This is a genomic window from Geodermatophilus sp. URMC 62 (assembly GCF_052931475.1).
Window position 1 is genome coordinate 2,295,315 of the sequence record NZ_JBRFHY010000001.1, and the last position, 19,111, is coordinate 2,314,425.

Annotated in this window: 21 protein-coding genes; 10 read left to right on the forward strand and 11 right to left on the reverse strand. The window is 78.3% G+C overall.

Features of this window, described 5'->3' with window-relative positions:
* The first annotated feature begins 99 nt into the window (after positions 1-99).
* The 9 genes from ssd (at position 100) to ACU616_RS11070 (ending at position 7,384) form a co-directional block, all read left to right on the forward strand.
* A complete protein-coding gene (gene ssd, locus ACU616_RS11030) occupies positions 100-1,197 on the forward strand; it encodes a septum site-determining protein Ssd (RefSeq protein ID WP_446758503.1) in 1,098 nt (365 codons plus the stop codon).
* On the forward strand, positions 1,194-2,333 hold the full coding sequence (locus ACU616_RS11035) for a TadA family conjugal transfer-associated ATPase (protein WP_446758504.1): 1,140 nt from the start codon (positions 1,194-1,196) through the stop codon (positions 2,331-2,333). The genes ssd and ACU616_RS11035 overlap by 4 nt, the downstream gene beginning before the upstream one ends.
* Positions 2,330-3,127: a type II secretion system F family protein gene (locus ACU616_RS11040; RefSeq protein ID WP_446758505.1), complete on the forward strand. Its 798-nt coding sequence runs from the start codon at positions 2,330-2,332 to the stop codon at positions 3,125-3,127. Before ACU616_RS11035 ends, ACU616_RS11040 begins: the two co-directional genes overlap by 4 nt.
* Before the next feature lie 10 nt (positions 3,128-3,137).
* Positions 3,138-3,884 (forward strand): type II secretion system F family protein, encoded by a 747-nt coding sequence (locus ACU616_RS11045; protein ID WP_446758506.1) that lies wholly within the window; start codon positions 3,138-3,140, stop codon positions 3,882-3,884.
* A gap of 66 nt (positions 3,885-3,950) precedes the next feature.
* The gene (locus ACU616_RS11050; protein ID WP_446758507.1) at positions 3,951-4,583 is read left to right on the forward strand and encodes a hypothetical protein; all 633 of its coding nucleotides are present in this window, start codon (positions 3,951-3,953) and stop codon (positions 4,581-4,583) included.
* A gap of 187 nt (positions 4,584-4,770) precedes the next feature.
* On the forward strand, positions 4,771-5,064 hold the full coding sequence (locus ACU616_RS11055; protein WP_446758508.1) for a DUF4244 domain-containing protein: 294 nt from the start codon (positions 4,771-4,773) through the stop codon (positions 5,062-5,064).
* Positions 5,065-5,117: 53 nt separating this feature from the next.
* Positions 5,118-5,462 carry a TadE family type IV pilus minor pilin gene (locus ACU616_RS11060; protein WP_446758509.1) on the forward strand — a complete coding sequence of 115 codons (345 nt, stop codon included), beginning with the start codon at positions 5,118-5,120 and terminating at the stop codon, positions 5,460-5,462.
* A complete protein-coding gene (locus ACU616_RS11065) occupies positions 5,459-5,866 on the forward strand; it encodes an Rv3654c family TadE-like protein (protein WP_446758510.1) in 408 nt (135 codons plus the stop codon). Before ACU616_RS11060 ends, ACU616_RS11065 begins: the two co-directional genes overlap by 4 nt.
* Positions 5,867-5,971: 105 nt before the next feature.
* Positions 5,972-7,384 carry a gamma-glutamylcyclotransferase family protein gene (locus tag ACU616_RS11070; RefSeq protein ID WP_446758511.1) on the forward strand — a complete coding sequence of 471 codons (1,413 nt, stop codon included), beginning with the start codon at positions 5,972-5,974 and terminating at the stop codon, positions 7,382-7,384.
* A 286-nt stretch (positions 7,385-7,670) separates the two neighbouring features.
* Here ACU616_RS11070 and ACU616_RS11075 read toward each other — a convergent pair whose 3' ends face one another.
* Entirely contained in the window at positions 7,671-8,084 is a 414-nt protein-coding gene (locus tag ACU616_RS11075) for a YybH family protein (RefSeq protein WP_446758512.1), read from the reverse strand.
* Positions 8,081-9,661 carry a purine-cytosine permease family protein gene (locus ACU616_RS11080; RefSeq protein ID WP_446758513.1) on the reverse strand — a complete coding sequence of 527 codons (1,581 nt, stop codon included), beginning with the start codon at positions 9,659-9,661 and terminating at the stop codon, positions 8,081-8,083. Before ACU616_RS11080 ends, ACU616_RS11075 begins: the two co-directional genes overlap by 4 nt.
* Positions 9,662-9,823: 162 nt before the next feature.
* Between ACU616_RS11080 and ACU616_RS11085 the strand changes: the two genes are divergently transcribed.
* Positions 9,824-10,507: a cyclase family protein gene (locus tag ACU616_RS11085; protein ID WP_446758514.1), complete on the forward strand. Its 684-nt coding sequence runs from the start codon at positions 9,824-9,826 to the stop codon at positions 10,505-10,507.
* A gap of 1 nt (position 10,508) precedes the next feature.
* On the opposite strand, the gene ACU616_RS11090 is transcribed toward ACU616_RS11085, so the two are convergent.
* The 9 genes from ACU616_RS11090 to ACU616_RS11130 all read right to left on the reverse strand — a co-directional run bounded on the left by ACU616_RS11090 (position 10,509) and on the right by ACU616_RS11130 (position 19,020).
* Positions 10,509-11,093, reverse strand: coding sequence for an SDR family oxidoreductase (locus ACU616_RS11090; protein WP_446758515.1), 585 nt, complete (start codon positions 11,091-11,093; stop codon positions 10,509-10,511).
* A complete protein-coding gene (locus ACU616_RS11095) occupies positions 11,093-11,803 on the reverse strand; it encodes an SDR family NAD(P)-dependent oxidoreductase (RefSeq protein ID WP_446758516.1) in 711 nt (236 codons plus the stop codon). Before ACU616_RS11095 ends, ACU616_RS11090 begins: the two co-directional genes overlap by 1 nt.
* A 99-nt stretch (positions 11,804-11,902) precedes the next feature.
* The gene (locus tag ACU616_RS11100) at positions 11,903-12,640 is read right to left on the reverse strand and encodes a PIG-L deacetylase family protein (protein ID WP_446758517.1); all 738 of its coding nucleotides are present in this window, start codon (positions 12,638-12,640) and stop codon (positions 11,903-11,905) included.
* Between the two features lie 144 nt (positions 12,641-12,784).
* Positions 12,785-13,327 (reverse strand): hypothetical protein, encoded by a 543-nt coding sequence (locus tag ACU616_RS11105; protein ID WP_446758518.1) that lies wholly within the window; start codon positions 13,325-13,327, stop codon positions 12,785-12,787.
* Positions 13,328-13,432: 105 nt separating this feature from the next.
* Positions 13,433-14,173: an HAD family hydrolase gene (locus ACU616_RS11110; RefSeq protein ID WP_446758519.1), complete on the reverse strand. Its 741-nt coding sequence runs from the start codon at positions 14,171-14,173 to the stop codon at positions 13,433-13,435.
* On the reverse strand, positions 14,170-15,321 hold the full coding sequence (wecB, locus tag ACU616_RS11115) for a non-hydrolyzing UDP-N-acetylglucosamine 2-epimerase (RefSeq protein WP_446758520.1): 1,152 nt from the start codon (positions 15,319-15,321) through the stop codon (positions 14,170-14,172). The genes ACU616_RS11110 and wecB overlap by 4 nt, the downstream gene beginning before the upstream one ends.
* Complete coding sequence (locus tag ACU616_RS11120) at positions 15,318-16,382, reverse strand: ATP-grasp domain-containing protein (RefSeq protein ID WP_446758521.1); 1,065 nt, start codon at positions 16,380-16,382, stop codon at positions 15,318-15,320. The genes wecB and ACU616_RS11120 overlap by 4 nt, the downstream gene beginning before the upstream one ends.
* Positions 16,379-17,587: an exosortase/archaeosortase family protein gene (locus ACU616_RS11125; protein WP_446758522.1), complete on the reverse strand. Its 1,209-nt coding sequence runs from the start codon at positions 17,585-17,587 to the stop codon at positions 16,379-16,381. The genes ACU616_RS11120 and ACU616_RS11125 overlap by 4 nt, the downstream gene beginning before the upstream one ends.
* Complete coding sequence (locus tag ACU616_RS11130) at positions 17,584-19,020, reverse strand: glycosyltransferase (RefSeq protein ID WP_446758523.1); 1,437 nt, start codon at positions 19,018-19,020, stop codon at positions 17,584-17,586. Before ACU616_RS11130 ends, ACU616_RS11125 begins: the two co-directional genes overlap by 4 nt.
* Positions 19,021-19,111: the final 91 nt, after the last annotated feature.

The following is a 19,111-nucleotide window of genomic DNA, read 5'->3' on the forward strand; positions in this document are numbered from 1 at the left end:
CCACACCCGTGCGGGTCATCCACAGATCCCGGCCGCCGCGCCGCGGCGCGGTCCTCCTGCGCTGGGCTCGGCCGCGTGCCCGCCTCGCCGTCCCGCCGTGTGTCCCCCGCTCCGCGCGCGTCCTCGCATCCGCTGGTCGTCAGCTCCGACGAGGACCTCCTCGACGACGTCCTCCGGGTCCTCGCCGCGGCCGGCACCGAGCCGCAGGTGGCCTCCGGGGGGCCCGCGCTGCGCCGGGCCGCGCGGGAGGCCGCGGTCGTCCTGCTCGGTGCCGACGTGCTCACCAGCCCCGCGGTCCGCGCGCTGCCCCGCCGTCCGGGCGTGGTGGTCGTCGCGGCCGACCCGCTGCCCGCGGCCGCCTGGGCGGCCGCGGTCGAGCTGGGCGCCGAGCGCGTCGCCGTCCTGCCCGGGGACGAGGCGTGGCTGGTCTCCCGCGCGGCCGACGCCGTCCGCTCGCCGGTCGAGCGCGGCCGGCTGGCCGTGGTGGGCGGCAGCTGCGGCGGCGCGGGGGCCAGCACGCTGGCCGCCGCGCTGGCCCTCACCGCGGCCGAGGACGCCGACGGTGTGCTGCTGGTCGACGCCGACGCGTGGGGCGGCGGGCTGGACCTGCTGCTGGGCGCCGAGGACGCCGAGGGGCTGCGCTGGCCGGCGCTGACCGGTGTCCGCGGCCGGGTGGCCGGCGACGCGCTGCTCGCCGCGCTGCCCGAGGTCGGCGGGGTGCGCGTGCTGGCCGCCTCGCGGGAGGACCCGGCAGCCGTGCCCGCCGAGGCGCTGACCGCCGTCGTGGACGCCGCCCGGGCGTGCGGGTGGCCGGTCGTCGTCGACCTGCCGCGCCCGGGGGGCGACGGCGGTGCCCTGGCCGAGGCGGCGCTCGCCGAGGCCGACCTGGGCGTGCTCGTCGTCCCCGCCCGGCTGCGCGCCGCCTCGGCCGCCCGGCTGCTGCTGTCCGGTCCGCCGGGTGGGCCCGCACCGTGGTCGGCGGCCCGCGTGGTCGTGCGTCCCGTGCCCGGCGGGCTGTCGGCCCAGGACGTGGCGGTCGTGGCCGGGCGCCCGGTGGCCGGGGAGCTGGGCCACGACCGCGGTGCGCTGACACGGGGGGAGCGGGGGGAGCCGCCGGCCGTGGGACCGCGCAGCCCGCTCGGTGCGCTCGCCCGCCGGCTGCTGGGCGGGGTCGACCGGCCCGGGTGGGCGGCGTGAGCGGGCTGCCGCTGGTCGAGCGCGTGCGCGCCCGCCTGGCGCTCGAACCGGGACCGCCCAGCCGCGCGACCGTCGCCGCCCTGGTCCGCGAGGAGGCCGGGCTGCTGGGGGACGCCGACGTCCTCGACGCGGTGCGCGACGCGGTGCACGAGCTGGCCGGGGCCGGACCGCTGGAGCCGCTGCTGCGCGAGCCCGGGGTCACCGACGTCCTGGTCAACGGCCCCGCCGAGGTGTGGGTCGACCGCGGCGCGGGTCTGGAGCGCGCCGCGGTGCGCTTCCCCGACGAGGACGCCGTCCGCCGGCTCGCCGTGCGGCTGGCGGCCGGCGCCGGGCGCCGCCTCGACGACGCCGCACCGTGGGTGGACGCCGGACTGCCCGACGGCACCCGCCTGCACGCCGTCCTCCCGCCGGTCGCCGGCGCCGGCACCTGCCTGTCGCTGCGCGTCCTGCGCCGCTGCTCCCTGGGCCTGGCCGACCTCGCCGGCCGCGGCACGCTGCCCGGCGCGGCGGAGGACCTGCTGCGGGCGGTGCTGCGGGCCCGGCTGGCCTTCCTCGTCACCGGCGGCACCGGGTCGGGCAAGACCACCCTGCTGTCCGCGCTGCTCGGCGAGGTGCCCGACGCCGAGCGGATCGTGCTGTGCGAGGACGCTCCGGAGCTGACGCCGGCCCACCCGCACGTCGTCCGGCTGGTGACCCGCCCGCCCAACGTCGAGGGCGCCGGCCGGGTGACGCTGCGCGACCTCGTGCGCCAGGCGCTGCGGATGCGGCCGGACCGGCTCGTCGTCGGTGAGGTCCGCGGCGCCGAGGTGACCGACCTGCTCGCGGCGCTCAACACGGGGCACGACGGCGGGTGCGGCACCCTGCACGCCAACCGGCCCGGTGAGGTGCCGGCGCGGCTGGAGGCGCTCGGGGTGGCCGCCGGCCTCGACCGCAGGGCCGTGCACAGCCAGGCGGCAGCCGCCCTCGCGGTCGTCGTCCACCTGCGGCGTGCCCCGGCCGGCCGCCGGGTGGAGGAGATCGGGGTGGTCCGCCGCGACGGTGACCTGGTGGCCGTCGAACCGGGCTGGCGGGCCGACGGCGGGCCGTGCCCGGGGGAGCGGCGGCTGGCCGCGCTGCTGGACGGGACGGCGGGGTGAGCGGCGCGCTGCTGCTCGTCGCGGCGGCGGCCCTGCTCTGGCCCGGCCGGTCGGCCCACCGCCGCCGGCGGCTGCGCCGGCTGACCCGGGAGCAGGCGGCGCCCACGTCGTTCGTGGCCGCCCTGCCACCGCCGGCCTGGCCCGTGGCGGCCGCGGCGCTCGCCGCTGCCGGCGCCGCGGTGCTGAGCACGCCGCTGGTCGCGGTCCTGGCCGGCGTGCTGGCCGGCGGCGGCGTCCGCGCCCTCGTCCGGCAGCGGGAGCAGCGGCGGGACGACGCGCGGGTCGACTCCCTCGCCGAGGCCCTCGCCGCCCTGGCCGCCGAGCTGCGCAGCGGCCGCCCGCTCGAGGCCGCCACCGGGGCGGCGGTCGCCGTGTGCGCCGACGGGCGGAGCGGCGCGGCGCTCGCCCGGGCGCTGCGCGCCCCGGAGGCCGGTCCGCCGGAGGTCGGATCGGACCTCGACCGCGCCCTCGGGCGGATCGCGGCGGCGGTGCTGCTCAGCGCCCGCACCGGCTGTTCGCTGGCCGCGGTGGCCGGCGCGGTCGAGGACGACCTGCGCGCCCGCCGGCGGCAGCGCCTCGAGCTGCGCTCGGCGACCGCCGGCCCGCGCGCCAGCGCCGCGCTGCTGGCGGGGCTGCCGCTGCTGGCGCTGGCGATGGGCAGCGGCATCGGTGCGGACCCGTGGGCGGTGCTCACCACGACCCCTGCCGGGCAGGTGCTGCTCCTCCTCGGCGTCGCCCTGGAGGCCGCCGGGCTGGCGTGGTCGGCCCGCCTGGTGCGGCGGGCACTGCGGTGAGGGGGACGCCGTGACACCGGGCGTGGCGGCTCTGCTGCTCGCCGCCGCGCTGGCCGTGTGGCCGCCGACGGCAGCGCGACTGGCCGCGCGGGTGCGTGCGGTGACCCGGCGGCCCGTGGCGGTCCCCGCAGCTGGTCCCGTGGCGCCACGGGCGGCCGTCGAGGAGCCGCCCGGCGGGGTCCGGCGCCTCGTGCTGCCGGCGACGGCCGGTCTGGCCACCGCCCTGCTGCTCGGCGGGCCGGCCGGCGCCGGGGCGGGCGTCGTCGCGGCCGTGCTGGCCGACCGGCTGCTGCGGCGGGCGGCGGTCCGGGACGACACGGGTGCGGAGATGGCGGCGGAGCTGCCGGTGGCCTGCGACCTGCTGGCGGTCTGTCTCGGTGCGGGCCTGCCGGTCGGCAGCGCGCTGGCCGCCGTCGCCCCCGCCCTGCCCGGCCCGCTGGGCGGGGCGCTGGCCGACGTCGCGGGCCGGCTCCGGCTGGGCGCGGCCGCGCGCGTGGCCTGGAGCGCCGCACCCGAGGAGCTGGCCGGGCTGGGGCGCGTGCTGGTCCGGGCGGGGGAGTCCGGCGCCGCGGCGGTGCCGGCGCTGCGCACCCTCGCCGGTGAGGCGCGCACGGCGGCGCGCAGCCGCACGGAGGCCGGGGTGCGCCGGGCCGGGGTGTGGGTGCTCGCCCCGCTGGGCGCGTGCTTCCTGCCGGCCTTCGTCTGTCTGGGCATCGCGCCGCTCGTGCTCGGCATCGCCGGCCAGGTCTTCGGGTGAGCACCACCCGCGGGCCGGCGCGCGGGCACGGGGGTCACCGGTCGTCCGGCCGGGTAGCCGGAGGGCATGGACCTGCTCGCCCTGCCCCGCGCCGCCACGGCGGCCTCCCTCGCCCTCGGCACGGCGCTGCGCGGGGCGCGGGTCTTCCACCCCCGAGGACACGCCTCCACCGCGACCGTCGTGACCGACGGCGGTGGCGGCTGGGGCGCCCGGGTGCTCGACGAGCCCGGCCGGCACGACGTCGTGGTCCGCGTCTCCCGCGCCGTCGGGCTGCCCGAGCCACTGCCGGACGTCGTCGGGCTCGCTATCCGGTTCCCCGGGCTGGGCCGGGACCACGGGCCGCTGGACGTGCTGGTCAGCACCGCCGGCGGGCCGCCCGGTCTGCGCCACGTGTTCCTGCCGGAGCCGTTCGGCCGGACGTACTCCGCCGTGCTGCCCCACCGGACCGGCAGCGGGCGCGTGGTCGTGCTCGGGGCGCGCAGCGAGGGCACCGGAGCGGACTGGGAGCTGCTCGCGGCCTCGCTCGCCGGCCGCTGGACGCGGTGGGGGCGGCTCACCCTCGGCCCGGCGCTGCCCGACGCGGAGGCGGAGACCCTCCGCTTCCTGCCGACCCTGGGCGCCGACGACCTCCAGCCGGTCCCCCTCCTCCGCGCCGTGCGGGACCGGTCCTACCGGCAGAGCCAGGCGCTGCGCCGCTGAGGTGACCGCGTCCCGCCGCGGCGGGGCGCCGGCGAGGCGTCGGCAGCGCTGTGCCGCAGGGTGCCGGGGCGCCGTCCACAGGCGGGCCGCCCGCCCACAGGTCGGTGCAGGCGCTGGAGCGGGCCGGCGGGCGCGGCGAGGGTCGGGGCGTGTCCCGCAGCGGCGGGGCGGACCCCGAGGAGGACCCGTGACCGTCGAGAACCCGCACACCCCCGAGCCCCCTGCCTCCGGGCGCGCCGCCCACGAGGTCGCCCACGGAGCCGCTCCCCAGGACGAGCCGCCGGCCCCGCCGCCGGGGCCCGCCGGCCGCTGGGCGCGCGTCACCGCGCAGCCGGAGGCCGGGATGAGCACCGCCGAGTACGCCGTCGGCACGGTGGCGGCGTGCGCCTTCGCCGCGGTGCTCTACCGCGTGGTGACCGGCGGCTCGATCGTCAGCGCGCTCGGTGACCTGGTCGAGTCCGCGCTCGGCGTCCTCTCCTGACCGTGCGCCGGCCGCGGCCGGGGAGCGTCCCGGCGGACCGGCGGGAGGCGGGCATGGTGACCGCCGAGACCGCCGTCGTCCTGCCCGTGCTGGTGCTGGTGCTGGCCGCCGTCGTGGCCGCCGTCGTGGTCGTCGGTGCGCAGCTGCGCTGCGTGGACGCCGCGCGGGAGGGGGCACGGGCGGCCGCCCGCGGGGAGGACCCGGCCGTGGTCCGCGCGGTCACCGCGCGTGCGGCGCCCGACGGCGCGGTGACCACGGTGTCGGTCGAGGGGGCCGAGGTCCGGGTGACGGTCAGCGCCCAGGTCGTCCCCGTCGGGCCGGTGCGCCTGGGCACCGGGGTCGGCGCGACCGCGGTCGCCCGCCTGGAGCCGGGCGTCGCCACCGGGGAGCCGGGGTGAGCGGCCGGGACCGGGAGCGCGGATCCGCCACGGTGTGGACCGTGGCGCTGGCCGGCGTCCTCGCCGCCGTCGGCCTGGCCGCGGTGCTCGTCGGGGCCGCGGTCGTCGCGCGGCACCGGGCGGGCTCCGCGGCCGACCTGGCCGCCCTGGCCGCCGCGTCCCGGGCGGTGGCCGGGGACCCCGCGGCCTGCACCGCCGCCGGCGAGGTGGCGCGGGCCAACGGAGCCGTGCTCACCGCCTGCTCCGTGCAGGACGGCGCGGTGGTCACGGTGACCGCCGAGGTCGCCGTCCGGCTCGGCCCGCTGGGCACCCGTGGAGCAGCGGCGAGCGCCCGGGCGGGACCGGTGGAGGAGGCGGTCGCGGGGCCGGACCCGCCACCCGGCCCGTCCACCGTGCCGACCTAGACTCCGCCCGGGGACGGGTCGAGCCCGGCCCGACGGAGGAGGGGAGCCGTGAGCCGGACGGGTCGCGGGCGTCTGGGGCGGCGCCGGTCCGGGCCCGAACGGTCCGTGCCGCTGGCGATCCTGCTGAGCAAGCTGGATCTGGTCCAGGTGGTCGGCGTCTACGTCCTCCTCGTCCTGGGCTGGACCCTGGTGGTTTCGACGGTCCTGCTCGTCGACGACGGGGGCAGCTCCGGGTTCGTCGACGTCGTGCGCCGGGCGTTCCAGGCGATGTGGGGACCGGACTCGCTGTTCGGGGAACCGGGGCGCTCGCTCCTCTACTACGCCCTCGCGCTGCTCAACGCCCTGGTGAGCGTGCTGCTGCCGGTGTTCGTGCTCGGTGCCTTCGTGTTCAAGCTGTTCTCGCACGATCCGCTGCGGTGGCGGCAGCGGCCGACACTCGAGGTCCACCCGCCCGGGTACTTCGTGCTGGCGGTGCGCTTCTACAACCGGCTGACCGTCGACCTCGCCGACGTGCGGGTGCGGGCGTGGCTGAAGTGGACCCCGCAGGACAGCCCCACCGTGCACCGCAACAAGCAGCTCGACCTGGTGCGCGGGGAGCACGGCACCGAGCACGTCTGGCCGATCGCCGGAGAAGGCGAGCCGACGACCTTCCGCGTCGTCCTGGGGCCGACCGACCGGCCGGGGGTGCCCGTCAGCGCGGAGACCATCGAGGTCCAGGGGCACCTGGTCCGACGCGACACCGCCCGGCTGCTGGTCATCGTGGAGGGCGTCATGACCTCGACGAACGAGCAGTTCCGGAGCAGGTGGGTCTATCCGCTGCGTGCCGCCGACGGCAAGCGCCCCAGCGACATCGACGAGGAGGGGATCTTCCAGGACATCGGGCCCGACGTCGGGCCGGACTCCGGCTGGGGCAACTTCCACGGGGTCCAGGACGTGTACGTCTTCGTCTACGGCTCGCTCATGCGCGACGCGGACCTCCGCGCTGCCGGCCTGGACCCCGGCGACGCGCGGACGGCCACCCTCCAGGGGTGGCGACGGCGGTGGAACGTCGCCAGCGACCCGGCGCACAAGCACCGGCGCTACCGCCACCTCACCCCGGGCCGGCCGGTGTTCACCGGACGGATCGTCAGCCTCGGCCTCGAGCGGGAGGACGGTGCGTCGGTCCGCGGTGTGGTCGTCCGCGTCGGACCCAGGCAGTTGGCCGACTTCGACCTGCGCGAGCAGGACTACGACCGCACCGACGTCAGCGCGGCCGTCAGCTGGCCCGACCGAGACGAGCGCCGCCCACCGCGGGTGTTCACCTACGTGCCCAAGCCGGCGGCGGTCGCCGACTTCCGCCGGCGCCGGGGTACCGGCGAGCTGGTGATCGAGCAGAGCTACTTCGACTCGGTCCGCGACGCCGCCGCCCGGATCCAGGGCACCGCCGACGGCTTCGCCGGCGTGGCGGAGCTCGACGGGGCCTCCGTCGAGCCCCTGGACCGGGAGGACGGCGTCGCGCCGCCGGTCCCGCCCCAGTGACCGGCGACGTCGGTCGGGGGCGTGTGACCCCGGGGATCTGACCGACGGATCTCGTGGACGGAGGGCCTCCGGACGCGGCCCGGGCTGCACACCGTGCGCCGGGGCCCACCGGCCCGGGCCGGTGGAGACCGCCGCTCGCCCCGGGGTACGGGCGTCCACCGGCTGTGCGGTGCTGCACCGCTGCCGCCCTCGCCGTGCTCCGCCGGGCGGTGGCCGGGTGCCGTCCGGCGATCAGCCGCGCGACCCACCTGCCAGGACAGGACACCCGGCACCGGCTTCGACGGCGCTACCGGCCGGGCCCCGGTGCCGGTGAGAGGTGCTCGTGGACGGCCAGCCACCGCCCGGACGGCCCGCGGGTGAAGACGATCGTCTCCCGCTCCCGCAGCTCCTCCCGCCCCGCCCGGGTGGACACCGTCGTGCGCACCGCGTGGGTCAGCACGGCGGTGTCCCCGAGCACCTGCACGTGGGTGCCCGACGTCTCGCACCCGAGGACCCGGAAGTCGTCGTCGCGGACCCAGGAGGACCACTCCTGCCGGTACTCCTCGCGGGAGGTCAGCAGCCGGCCGGTGGTGTGGAACAGGAAGGTGGCGTCCTCGCGGAAGCAGCCAAGGTACTCCTCGAGGTCGTCGCGCCCGAAGGCCGCCACCAGCGCGGCGGCCGCGCGCCGGACCTCGCCGTCGGCGTCGGTGTGCTCGGTCATCGGCCCACCGGCTCCTCGGCCGCCGGCAGCGGACGGCGGCGGCCGGCGCGGTGCACGGAGGCGCGCGGGTCGTCGGTCACCGGGGGCACCTCCGACTCCCGGGCCGGGACCAGCCGCGGGCCGGCGGGACCGAAGACGTACCGGGGCTCGGGGACGGCGACCAGCAGGGACAGGTACACGACGGCCGCCACGCCGAGGGACATCGGCAGGCTGATGTCGACCCCGCCGGCCGCGTTGCGGAACGGGCCCTCGATCAGGGGCGGGTAGTTGGCGAACAGCAGTCCGACGACGGCGGCCGGGATCCAGGCCACCATCCCGCGCCAGTTGACCCCGCCGCTGAACCAGTACCGCCCGCCGATCCGGCCCTGGTTGAAGACCTGCACGTCCTCGGGGGAGTAGGAGCCCCGGCGCACGAAGTAGCCGATGGTCATGATGACCATCCAGGGCGTCGTGCAGATGACGATGGCGCCGATGAAGGCGTTGACGCTGGCCAGCAGGTCGAACACGAGCCGGCCCACGAGGATGAAGGCGAAGGCCAGCACCCCGATCGACAGCGACGCCTGCACCCGGTTGAGGCGGGGGAAGACCGAGGAGAAGTCCAGGCCCGTCCCGTAGAGGGAGGTCACGCCGGTCGACATGCCGCCGAGGAAGGCCACGACCATGAGCAGCACGGCGTACCACAGCGGCGAGGCCTGGATCAGCGCGAACACGTAGTCGGCCTCACCGGCGACGATCGTCGCCGTCCCCACCCCGAACAGGAACGGCACCAGCGTGGCCAGCTGGCCGAGGAAGGTCGCCCCCATCAGTCGCGACGGGCGGGTGTCGGCCGGGAGGTAGCGCGACCAGTCGCCGAGGAAGGCGCCGAAGCTGACCGGGTTGCCCATGACGATCAGCGCGGAGAGCACGAACGTGGGCCAGAACCCGCCCAGCGCGTAGGCCTGGGGACCGGGGTCGTAGGAGGGGTCGAACAGCGTGGCGTAGGCGACCAGCCCGAGCAGCATCAGGACCGTGTTGGCCACCACCACGACCTTGTTGACCAGCAGCATCAGCTGGTAGCCGTAGATGACCACGACGATCACCAGGGCGCCGAGGACGGCGTAGATGACCCCGCGGAGCAGGTCGGAGTCGCCGGTCCCGAACAGCCGCGTGGAGGCGCCGACGAGGGCGTCGCCGCTGACCCACACCGAGATCGAGTAGAACGAGATCGCGGTCAGCAGCGACAGGAACGACCCCAGGACGCGGCCGCGGACGCCGAAGTGCGCGCCGGAGGAGACGGCGGTGTTCGTGCCCGTCCGCGGCCCGAACAGGCCCATGGGCATGAGGATCAGCGCCCCGACGACCACGCCGACGACGGTCGCGGCCACCGCCTGCACCAGGTCCAGCCCCAGCAGCACCGGGAAGGTGCCGAGGATGACGGTGGCGAAGGTGTTGGCGCCGCCGAACTGGATCCGGAACAGGTCGAGCGGCCGCGACGTCCGCTCGGCGTCCGGGATGGTGTCGATCCCGTGCTGCTCCACCTCGGTGGCCCGCGGCCGCCGCTGCCCGGCCGCCACCCCGGCGACCTCCGCTCCGCTCACGTGCACCTCCCGCTGGGGCGGTGGACGGACCACCGCGGTGCGCAGAGGGTAGAGCCGGGTTGACTCACAGACAACCGCCGTTTCCCACCATGGGGGCAGCATGCTGGGATGCGACGGGCGGGCCCGCACCCCGTCCTGCGACCACCCACCCCGAGGAGCCCCGTGACCGGCCCTGCCCCGTCCCTCCGCGACGTCGTCGACCTCTCCCACCCCCTGGACGACGACACCCCGGTCTACCCCGGCGACCCGGTCGCCCGCTTCTCCCCTGCCGCCACCGTGGCGGCCGACGGCTACAACGTCCTGCACGTCCGCATGGGCTCGCAGACCGGCACGCACGTCGACGCCCCGTACCACTTCCTCGAGGACGGCTCCCGCGTCGACGAGCTGCCGCTCGAGCACTTCCTGGGCCCGGCCGTCGTCGCCGACGTCCGGGGCAAGCCCCCGCACGGCCGGATCGAGTGGGCGGACCTGGCGCCCTGCGCCCCCCTGCTGGGCCCCGGCCGCATCCTGCTGCTGCGCACCGGGTGGGACGAGCACTGGGGCACCGACGCCTACTTCGACCACCCGTACCTGACCGGGGACGCCGCTGCGCGCGTGGTGGCCGCGGGTGTGCGCACCGTCGGGCTGGACGCGCTGAGCCTCGACGAGACCGTCGTCGGTGGGAAGCCCGCCGACGGGTTCGCCGCCCACCTCGAGGTCCTCGGTGCCGGGGGCGTCATCGTCGAGAACCTGCGCGACCTGGGGGCGGTGCCCGACACCGACGCGGTGGTCAGCGTCCTGCCGCTGCGGCTGGCCGGGGCCGACGGGGCCCCGGTGCGGGCGGTGGCGTTCCGGGTGGCGCGCTGAGTCAGGGGCGCAGCGGCCCGCCCCGGCCCACCGTGAGCAGCTGCCCGACGACCGATCCGGCCGCCTCGCCGCACAGGTAGGACACCGCGGCGGCCACGACCGCGGGGGACGGCGGGGCGGCGGGGTCGGTGACCACCTCGTTGACGGTGACGGCGTCGGGGCCGAGGTCGCGGGCGAGGGTCTTCGTCAGCGCGACGAGGGCGCCCTCCACCGCGCCGGCGGCCGTCGTCCGCGGGCGGTCGACGGCCGTCCACCCGCCGCCCAGGAACACCAGCCGCCCCGCTCCGGACCGCCGCAGGGCCGGCGCGGCCGCGCGGGCCAGCCGGAAGGCCGGCGTCAGGCAGACCGTCACCCCGGCGTACCACCGGGCGGGGTCGGCGCGGGGGAACGCTGCCTCCGGCGGCCGCGCGACGGCGCAGACGAGCACGTCCAGCCCGCCGTCCCGGGCCGCGTCGGCCACGGCGCCGTCCGGGTCGGCCCCGGGCGGGACGACGGTGACGCGCAGACCGTCGGCGGTCAGCCGCGCGACGAGCGCCTCGCTCACCGCGGCGGCGTCGCAGCGCACGAGCGCGTTGCGGCCGGCCATCAGATCGTCGCCCCCGCGTTCGGTGAGAGGACCTGCCCGGAGACCGCCGGGCCTGCCTCGAGCAGGAAGCGCGCGGCCGCGGCGATCTCGCCCGGGGCGACGAGCCGCTGCACCGGCAGGGTGGCCAGGAAGTCCGCGGCCCGCCACGGCGAGCCGGCGTCGAGCATGGGGGTGTCGGCCGCGCCGGGCGCGACCGTGTTGACGGCGACGCCCGTGCCCTCGACCTCCACGGCCAGCGCGCGGGTGAACCCGACGATCGCGCCCTTGCTCGCCGCGTAGTGGGCGTCGCCCTGGCTGCCGCCGACCCCCAGGTCCGACGAGATCGTCACGACCCCGCCCCGGCCGCGGGCCACCATCCGCGGGACGACGGCCGCGCAGGCGTTCGCGGTGCCCGAGAGGTTGACCGCCATCATCCGGGACCAGCGCGCGTCGTCGATCTCCTCGACGGGCCGCATCTCGTACACGCCCGCCGCGGTGACCAGGGCACCGACGGCGCCCAGCTCCCGCTCCACGCGGTCGACGGCCGCCGCGACCGCGGCCGCGTCGGTCACGTCCACCTCGACGCCCAGCGCCGTCGCGGGGCTGGGCCGCAGGTCGAACCCGGCGACCCGCCAGCCGGCGGCGGCCAGCGCGCCGGCGACCGCCGCGCCGAGGCCGCTGGCGGCTCCGGTCACGACCGCGACGCCCGGCCGGTCCGACTCCTCGGCCACGCCACCTCCCCGGTCCCGTCGCGCCGGTCCGCCCGGGCGGACCACCGGTGCGCGGCGGGGGCCCAGTCTCGCAGCCGCCGCGTCCGCGGCAGGCCGGGGTCAGCCGATCCGGCCGGCGGACGGGATGAGCGACCACGCGGCGGGCACGGCCTCGGGGGCGGCGGACGAGACGGCGACGGACGCGGGGGAGGGTGCGAGGTCGAGCACCATCCGGGTGGGCTGGAACGCCTCGGCGTAGCCGATCCGGGCGTGCGCTCCCCAGTGGCGGGCCGAGGCCACGACGGCGTCGGGCTCGACCATCGCCGACATCTCGACCTGGGAGGCGTGCGCGGCGAGTGCGGCGAGCTTGCCGGTGACGAAGGCCGTGACGTCGACGTAGACGCTCGGGGTGAAGGTCAGCGTCGAGGGGCTCTGGTAGTGCAGGACGCGGGGCAGCCGCCGTGCCGCGGCCAGCGTGGCGCCGGCGACCGCCCGGTGGTCCTGGTGGCTGTCGTCGGGCGCGTGCACGTAGACCAGGTCGGCCCGGGTGGACTCCAGGACCTGCTCGATGCGGCGGACCGTGCCGGAGTCGGCCGCGACCGCGCAGTCGAGCAGGCCGCCCCACAGCAGCCGGGCGCCCAGCAGCGCGGCCGCCCGCTCCTGCTCGGCGCGGCGGCCGGCGATGCGGACGTCGTCACCGGGGCCGTTCTCCCCGCCGGTCACGACCAGCATGGTCACCGTGTCGCCGGCCGCCGCGTGCGCCAGCAGGGCGCCGCCGCAGCCGAGCTCGATGTCGTCGGGGTGCGCCCCGATGGCCAGGACGCTGCGTCCCGTGCTCCCCGTCCGTCCGCCGTCCATGGCCGGTGTCCTCCACGACTCGAGGCGGCCGCCCCGCCCGACACCTCCTCATCGGCGGATCCGGCGCCCGCGTGGAGCGCGACGGCCGGTCCTCCCCCGGAAGGGGGAGGACCGGCCGTCAGGGAGTCGGGTCCGCGGGCGACGTCAGGTCGACGCCGCGGCCGCCTCGGTGGTGTCCGCGCGCCGACGCCGGGAGACCGCGATCGACACCGCCCCCACGACCCCGGCGGCGACCAGCACCATCGGGGCGCCCAGGCCGTTGCCGTCGGCCGGCAGCTCGGTCGCCGACGGGCAGGGCGCGCTCCCGTCCAGCGAGGCGGTGGCGTGCCGGCTGTGCACCTGCCAGTCGACGCTCGGGGTGGACGCCGGGACCCGGACGGAGAACGCGCCCGGGTGGGTACCCGGCGCGAACGAGGTGACCTGGACGCCGTCGAGGCGGGCCGGGGTCAGCTCGTTGTCGAAGCCCCGCGACTCGTCCCAGGTCAGGGGCGTGGGGTTGTCGTAGCCGAAGACCGCGGTCCAGGAGCCGTCCTGCACCGGGAGCACGCAGGTCACCAGCGGCTTCATCGGCCCGCCGGCGGCCGTTCCCACCCCCGGTGTCCCGAGGACCACGACGGCTCCCGCCGCCGCCGTCACCGCCAGACGCGTCCCGAGGGACGGCCGCCGACGCCGCCTGTTGCCTGCCATGGTCGAACTCCTCCTGACCGGGCGCACGACCGCCCACCAGGGGGCCATCGGCCGGCGGGGCCGGCGACTACAGGGGGACGCCGCCGGGTCCACCCCTCCGGGGGATCACCGCGGAGCGGCGGCCGGCGCCAGCACGGCGAGGGCCAGGTCCGCGGCGGCGGGGAAGGAGTCGGTGACGGCCCACGCCGCCGGCCGGTCCGGCGCCGCGGCGTGCTCGCCCTGCCGGACGCGGACCGCCCGCGCGCCCACCGCGGCGGCCACGGCGACGTCCTTGGCCGGGCGGTCGCCGATCACCAGCAGCCGGTCGGCGGGCACACCCAGCCGGGCGGCCAGCTCCAGCAGCCCGCCGGGGGCGGGTTTGCGCGCGGCCCGGCCGCCGAGCGCGTCGGTGACCACGACGCTGCCGAGCAGCGGGCCGAGCCCGGTCGCGGCGAGCTTGGCGGCCTGGATGGCGGGGTTGCCGTCGGTCAGGCACCCGACGGCGGTGACCTCCCCGAGGGCGGTGAGGGCCTCGACGACCCCCGGGTACGGGGCGAGGACGTCGGGCGCGTGGGCGGTGAACGCGGCCACCAGGGCGGGGACCCGCGCCGGCACCTCCGCGGCGGGGACCCCGGCGGCCTGCAGCGCGCGGTCGATGGTGCCCCCGCTGTCGGAGCCCGCGGCGAGCTCCCGCAGGAACGCGGCGTGCACCCGCTCCCCGTCGAGCCCGGCCGCCGAGGCCGCGGCACCGACGGCCGCGGCGGCGCCGGCCAGGTAGGCGGCCTGCGGGTAGAGGGTGTCGTCGAGGTCGACCACCACGCCCAGCGGCGGGGGCCCCTCCCACGGCGGCGCCGGCGGAGCGCTCACCACGGCAGCCGGCCGTCGGAGAAGTCCGGCTCGTCGAGGGCCAGCAGCGCGTCGGTCGCCCCGTCGGCGAGCAGGGCGGCCACCTGCTCGCCGGTCGTCCCGTCGCCGTAGGGGCAGGGGAGCGTCGCGGCGCGGGCCTGCCCCTCGGCGGAGGTGTGCCGCGCGGCGGCGGCGAGGACGGCGTCGGCCGCGGCGTCGTCGGCCAGGCTCGCCAGGGTGGTGGTGCCGGCCTCGACGCCCTCCCACCGCGGCGTCGACCCGCGCAGCACGACGACGGGGACGCCGAGGAAGGCCGCCTCCTCCTGGATGCCGCCGGAGTCGGTGACCGCGAGCCGCGCCGAGGCCAGGGCGCCCAGCAGGGCGTCGTACTCCACGGGGCCGGTGCGGGTGACGCCCGGGTGCGCCAGCTCGGCGTCCAGGCCGGTGGCCGCCAGCCGGGCCGCCGTGCGCGGGTGGACCGGGAAGGTCACCGGCCCCACCCGGTCGGCCAGGGCGCGCACGACCCCGACCAGGCGCTGCAGGCGCACCGGGTCGTCGACGTTGGTCGGCCGGTGCGCGGTGACCAGCACCCCGGCGCGCTCGGCCACGGGCACCGGGCGCACCCCGCGGGACACCAGGGTGTCGACCACCGGGTTGCCGACGACGAACACCCGCTCGGCGGGCACCCCCTCGGCCGCGAGGAAAGCCGCCGCCCGGCGGGTGGGGGCCAGGTGCAGCGCGGCGACCGCCGCGGCCACCCGCCGGTTGACCTCCTCGACGCTGCGCGGGTTGAGGCTGCGCAGCCCCGCCTCCAGGTGCGCGAAGGGGACGCCGGCGCCGCGGGCGGCCAGCGCGTAGGCGGGGACGGTGTTGGTGTCGCCGAGGGCCAGGACGACGTCGGGCCGCAGGCCGGTCACCGCCCGTGCCGCGTCGGCGTGCAGCGCCCCGAGCCGGGCGGCCGGGTCGCCGGCCGGCAGCGTGAACCGGCAGCCGGGCGCGAGCCCCAGCTCCTCCTGCAGCCGCGTCGACAGGGCCGGGTCGGTGTGCTGCCCGGTGTCGACGACGTCGACCCGGTGTCCCGCGGCGGTGAGCGCGGCCACCACGGGGGCGAGCTTGACCACCTCCGGCCGGGTCCCGAAGGGCACCAGGACGCGCCGCGCGCGGATCACGCCCGCGCCTCGGTCGTCGCGCAGGGGTCGGCCACCGGGCTGCCGTCGTCGGCGCTGTAGGTCTCGGCGAAGTACCGGCTCATCCGGACCCCGGGGGTGAACCACAGGGAGGGGAGGTCGGCGCCGGGATCGCGGATGCCGGTCAGGTAGGTGCTGACGACGTCCGCGCCGGCCGCCAGCGTCAGCGGCAGCCCGCCGGAGAAGCGGGGGTTGACCTCGACGACGGTGGCGCGGCCGTCGTCGGCCACGAACCCCTGCACGTTGGCCGGGCCGGTCAGCCGCACGGCCTCCAGCGCCCCGGCGACCACGTCGGTCACCGCCGGCGAGTCGAAGGTGGTGCCCTTCACCGAGATGCCCGCCCGGGTGTCGTCCCGCCACCGCGGCACCACCGTGAGCAGCCGGCCGTCGCGGGCGACCAGGGCGTCGGCGGTGAACTCGCGGCCGCCCAGGCGGGTCTGCGCGATCAGCGACGGGTCCTCGCGCAGGGCGTCGGCCACCGCGGCGCGGGTGTCGAGCAGCCGCACGCCCCGGCTGCCCCGGCCGGCGCGCGGCTTGACCACCCACGGTCCGGGGACCTGCGCCAGGCCGGCCCCGGTGTCCGCGGTGGCGGGGTGGGGCACGCCGGCCGCCCGCAGCGCGCGGGCGAACGCGGCCTTGTCGCAGCACAGGGCCACGGCGTCCGGGTCGGGCAACCACGTCGCCACGCCGGCCCGGGCCAGCTGGTCGGCGCCCGCGGAGAGCGCGGGCAGCTCCTCGGCGACGGTCCCGACGAGGGCGTCGGCGCCGGAGGCGGTCGCCACGGCCACCAGGGCGTCGACGAACCGGGCGTGGTCGGCGCGCGGCACCGTGGCCCCGACGGTGGCCAGCGCCGCGCCGGCGGCCGTCGGGTCGGCGTCCACCCCGACGACCCGGTGGCCCAGCGCCACCAGGCGGCGCACCACGGCGACGCCGGCCGGACCGCCGGCGCCGGTGACGACCACCGCCGGGCGCCCGGGCCGCTGCTCCGCCCGGGAGCCCGGCGGGGTCGGGGAGGCCGGCCGGGCCGGCAGGGTCGAGGTCACCGGGAGGCCTCCGGGAGGTCGGGCGCGAGGGACGGACGGGCGAACGTGGCGGGGCGCGGGGCGGCGTCGACGTGCGCCGGGCGGACCCGCGGCGGCGCCGACGCAGGACCGGCGGGGGCGCCGGCGGCCCGGGGGACGGCGATCCGGCAGACGGGCACCGTGGCCTGCGTCCCGGCGGGGGAGGCCGGCGGCGGGCCGGGGTCGTCCTGCGGCCCGCGGGCCAGCAGCCACCCCCGCGCCCACAGCCGCAGGGCGGCCACGCGGTCGCCGGTCACCGGCTCCCACTGGCGGGCGGCCACGGCCTCGGCGAGGGCGTCGAGGACGGCGGGGTCCTGCTCGTAGGTGGCGACCGCCACCAGCGACGCGGCGTGCGCGCCCAGCCCGTCGGCGGTCAACTCCCGGACGCGCTCCACCCGCTCGTGCACGGGCAGGTGCCCCAGCCGGTAGTCGATGCGCCGGGCCTCCCGGTGGGCGGCCAGCCACCCGGAGAGCCGGCGCGGGTACACGTAGCGGTGCAGGAGCCCGGTGAGCGTGACCCGCCGGCCACGTCCGCGCCGGTCGTCGTCCTCCGGCCCGCGGTAGCCCAGCCCGGGCCGGGCCCAGCTGTCGGGACGGCGGGCGGTGTGCCGGCCCTCCACGTCCTGCTCCGCCCGGTCGAGGGCCGGCAGCGCGATCCACACCATGAGCAGGAAGCCGCCGAGCGTGGCGACCAGGTTCCACAGCGTGCCGACCCAGTCGTGGAAGCCCACCAGGGCGCCCTCGCCCCACCACAGGCCGGCGAGGGCGGAGAGCAGCAGCCGGCCGTGGTTGAGCACCAGCAGGGCGGCGACGGCGACCAGCAGGCCCGCCACCGCGTGCAGCCCGCGGCCGCGGAGGACCACGGCGGTCAGCGCGACGAGCCCCAGCACCGAGAGCACGGAGGAGCAGGACAGCGTGACGACCGCGTCGATGATCTCGCCGTCGCCGCGGAAGAGCAGGACGTGCGTGGGGACGACGCCGGAGGCCTGCCCCGGCGCGATCCAGCCCAGGACCCGGGCGAGGCCGGCCGCCTCCAGCACCTGCAGGGGCCGGGCGAGGTACCGGAAGCCGAGCAGGCAGATCGCCGCGGCGAGCAGCAGGTCCAGCACGACCGGCAGCAGCCGCCGGTTCGCCGCGCGCCACGGGCTGCGCCGGGCCGGCGGGAGCGCCAGGCCGCCGGCGGTCACCGCGGTCCCCCGAGCGGTCCGGGGCCGGAGGCCACGGCGAACGAGCGCGGCCGGGACCCGGGGACGGCGACGTCGGGGCCCGTGCCGGCGGTCTGCAGCGCCGGGTCCACCGTCGAGGTGGCGCCCGACCGCGTCGTCTTCACCCAGCTGTAGGGCCGGCCGAGCATGCCGTCGACGTAGGCCCGCGAGGTGATCCAGATGGACAGCGCGAACGCGGGCAGGAAGCCGAGCAGCCGCCAGGCCGAGCGCCGCTCCACCCGGCCGACCAGCAGGCCGACGCACAGCTCGGCCAGCGGGCCGATGAACAGCAGCATCGACAGCGGCAGCAGCCCGACCACCGGCAGGTCGCCGATCCCGAACGCGCGCAGGACGGTGAGCAGCAGGCCCAGGCCGCTGAGCATCGGCACGTGGTAGACGGCCAGGAACAGCGAGGTCTCCACCTTCTCCAGCGGCGAGAGGTGGGGCGTGCGCATCAGCGGCCGCCAGTAGTCGCGCAGGCACTTCTGGTGGCCACGGGCCCAGCGGTAGCGCTGCTTCCAGAACCGCTGGGCGCTGACCACCGCCTCCTCGAAGTCGATCGCCGAGACGTCGTAGCGCACCCGCTGCCCGGCGGCGAGGATCCGCAGGGTGAGGTCGGTGTCCTCGGTGACCGTCTCGGGGTTCCACCCGCCGAGGGCGCGCAGCGTGGACATGCGGACGGCGCAGTTGGCCCCGCCGTAGGCGGGCAGCTCGAACAGCGCCTGGCGGCCGTACTCGTTCACCAGGTAGCCGGACAGGTAGTCGACGAACACCGTGCCGGCCATGTGCGAGTCCCGGCCGTTGCGGATCACGCACCGGCCCATGACGGCGCCGACGACGGGGTCGCGGAAGTGCCGCACCAGGCGGCGCAGCGCCGAGGACTCCGGTTCGTGGTCGGCGTCGAACACCAGCACGACCTCGGCCTCGACCAGGTCCAGCGCGTCGTTGAGGGCGCCGGACTTGCCCCCGCCGGAGCCCGGCGGACGGTGCAGCACGCGCAGCCGGGGCTCCCGCGCCGCCCAGGCGTCGAGCTTGGCGCTGGTGGCGTCGTCGGAGCCGTCGTCGACGACGACCAGGGTGAGCCGGTCGGCCGGGTAGTCCAGCGCCAGCAGGGCCGCGACCATCCCGTCGACGACGAGCTCCTCGTTCTTGCACCCGACGAGGACGGCGACCGGTGGCGTGTAGGTGTCCAGGCCGACGTCGGCGGCGAGCAGGTCGCGCTCGGCCCAGCGGGCGGCGGCCACGGCGAAGGCCAGGTGCCGGCAGAAGTAGATGCCGAAGACGACGTTCAACGCGCCGGCGAGGACGCCGAGGACGGGGTCGAGGCCGAAGGCGAAGACGGCGGCGGTGACGGCGACGATGTAGCCCGCGAGGACCAGCGGCCGGCCCTCCGGGCGATCGCTGCCGTGTGCCACGGGTCCTCCTCCTGCGCGCGCCGGGGACGCGCCTGCGCCACCTCACGGGTGGATCGGCAGCGGGAGGACCCACCTCAAGCGGAAGCGGCGA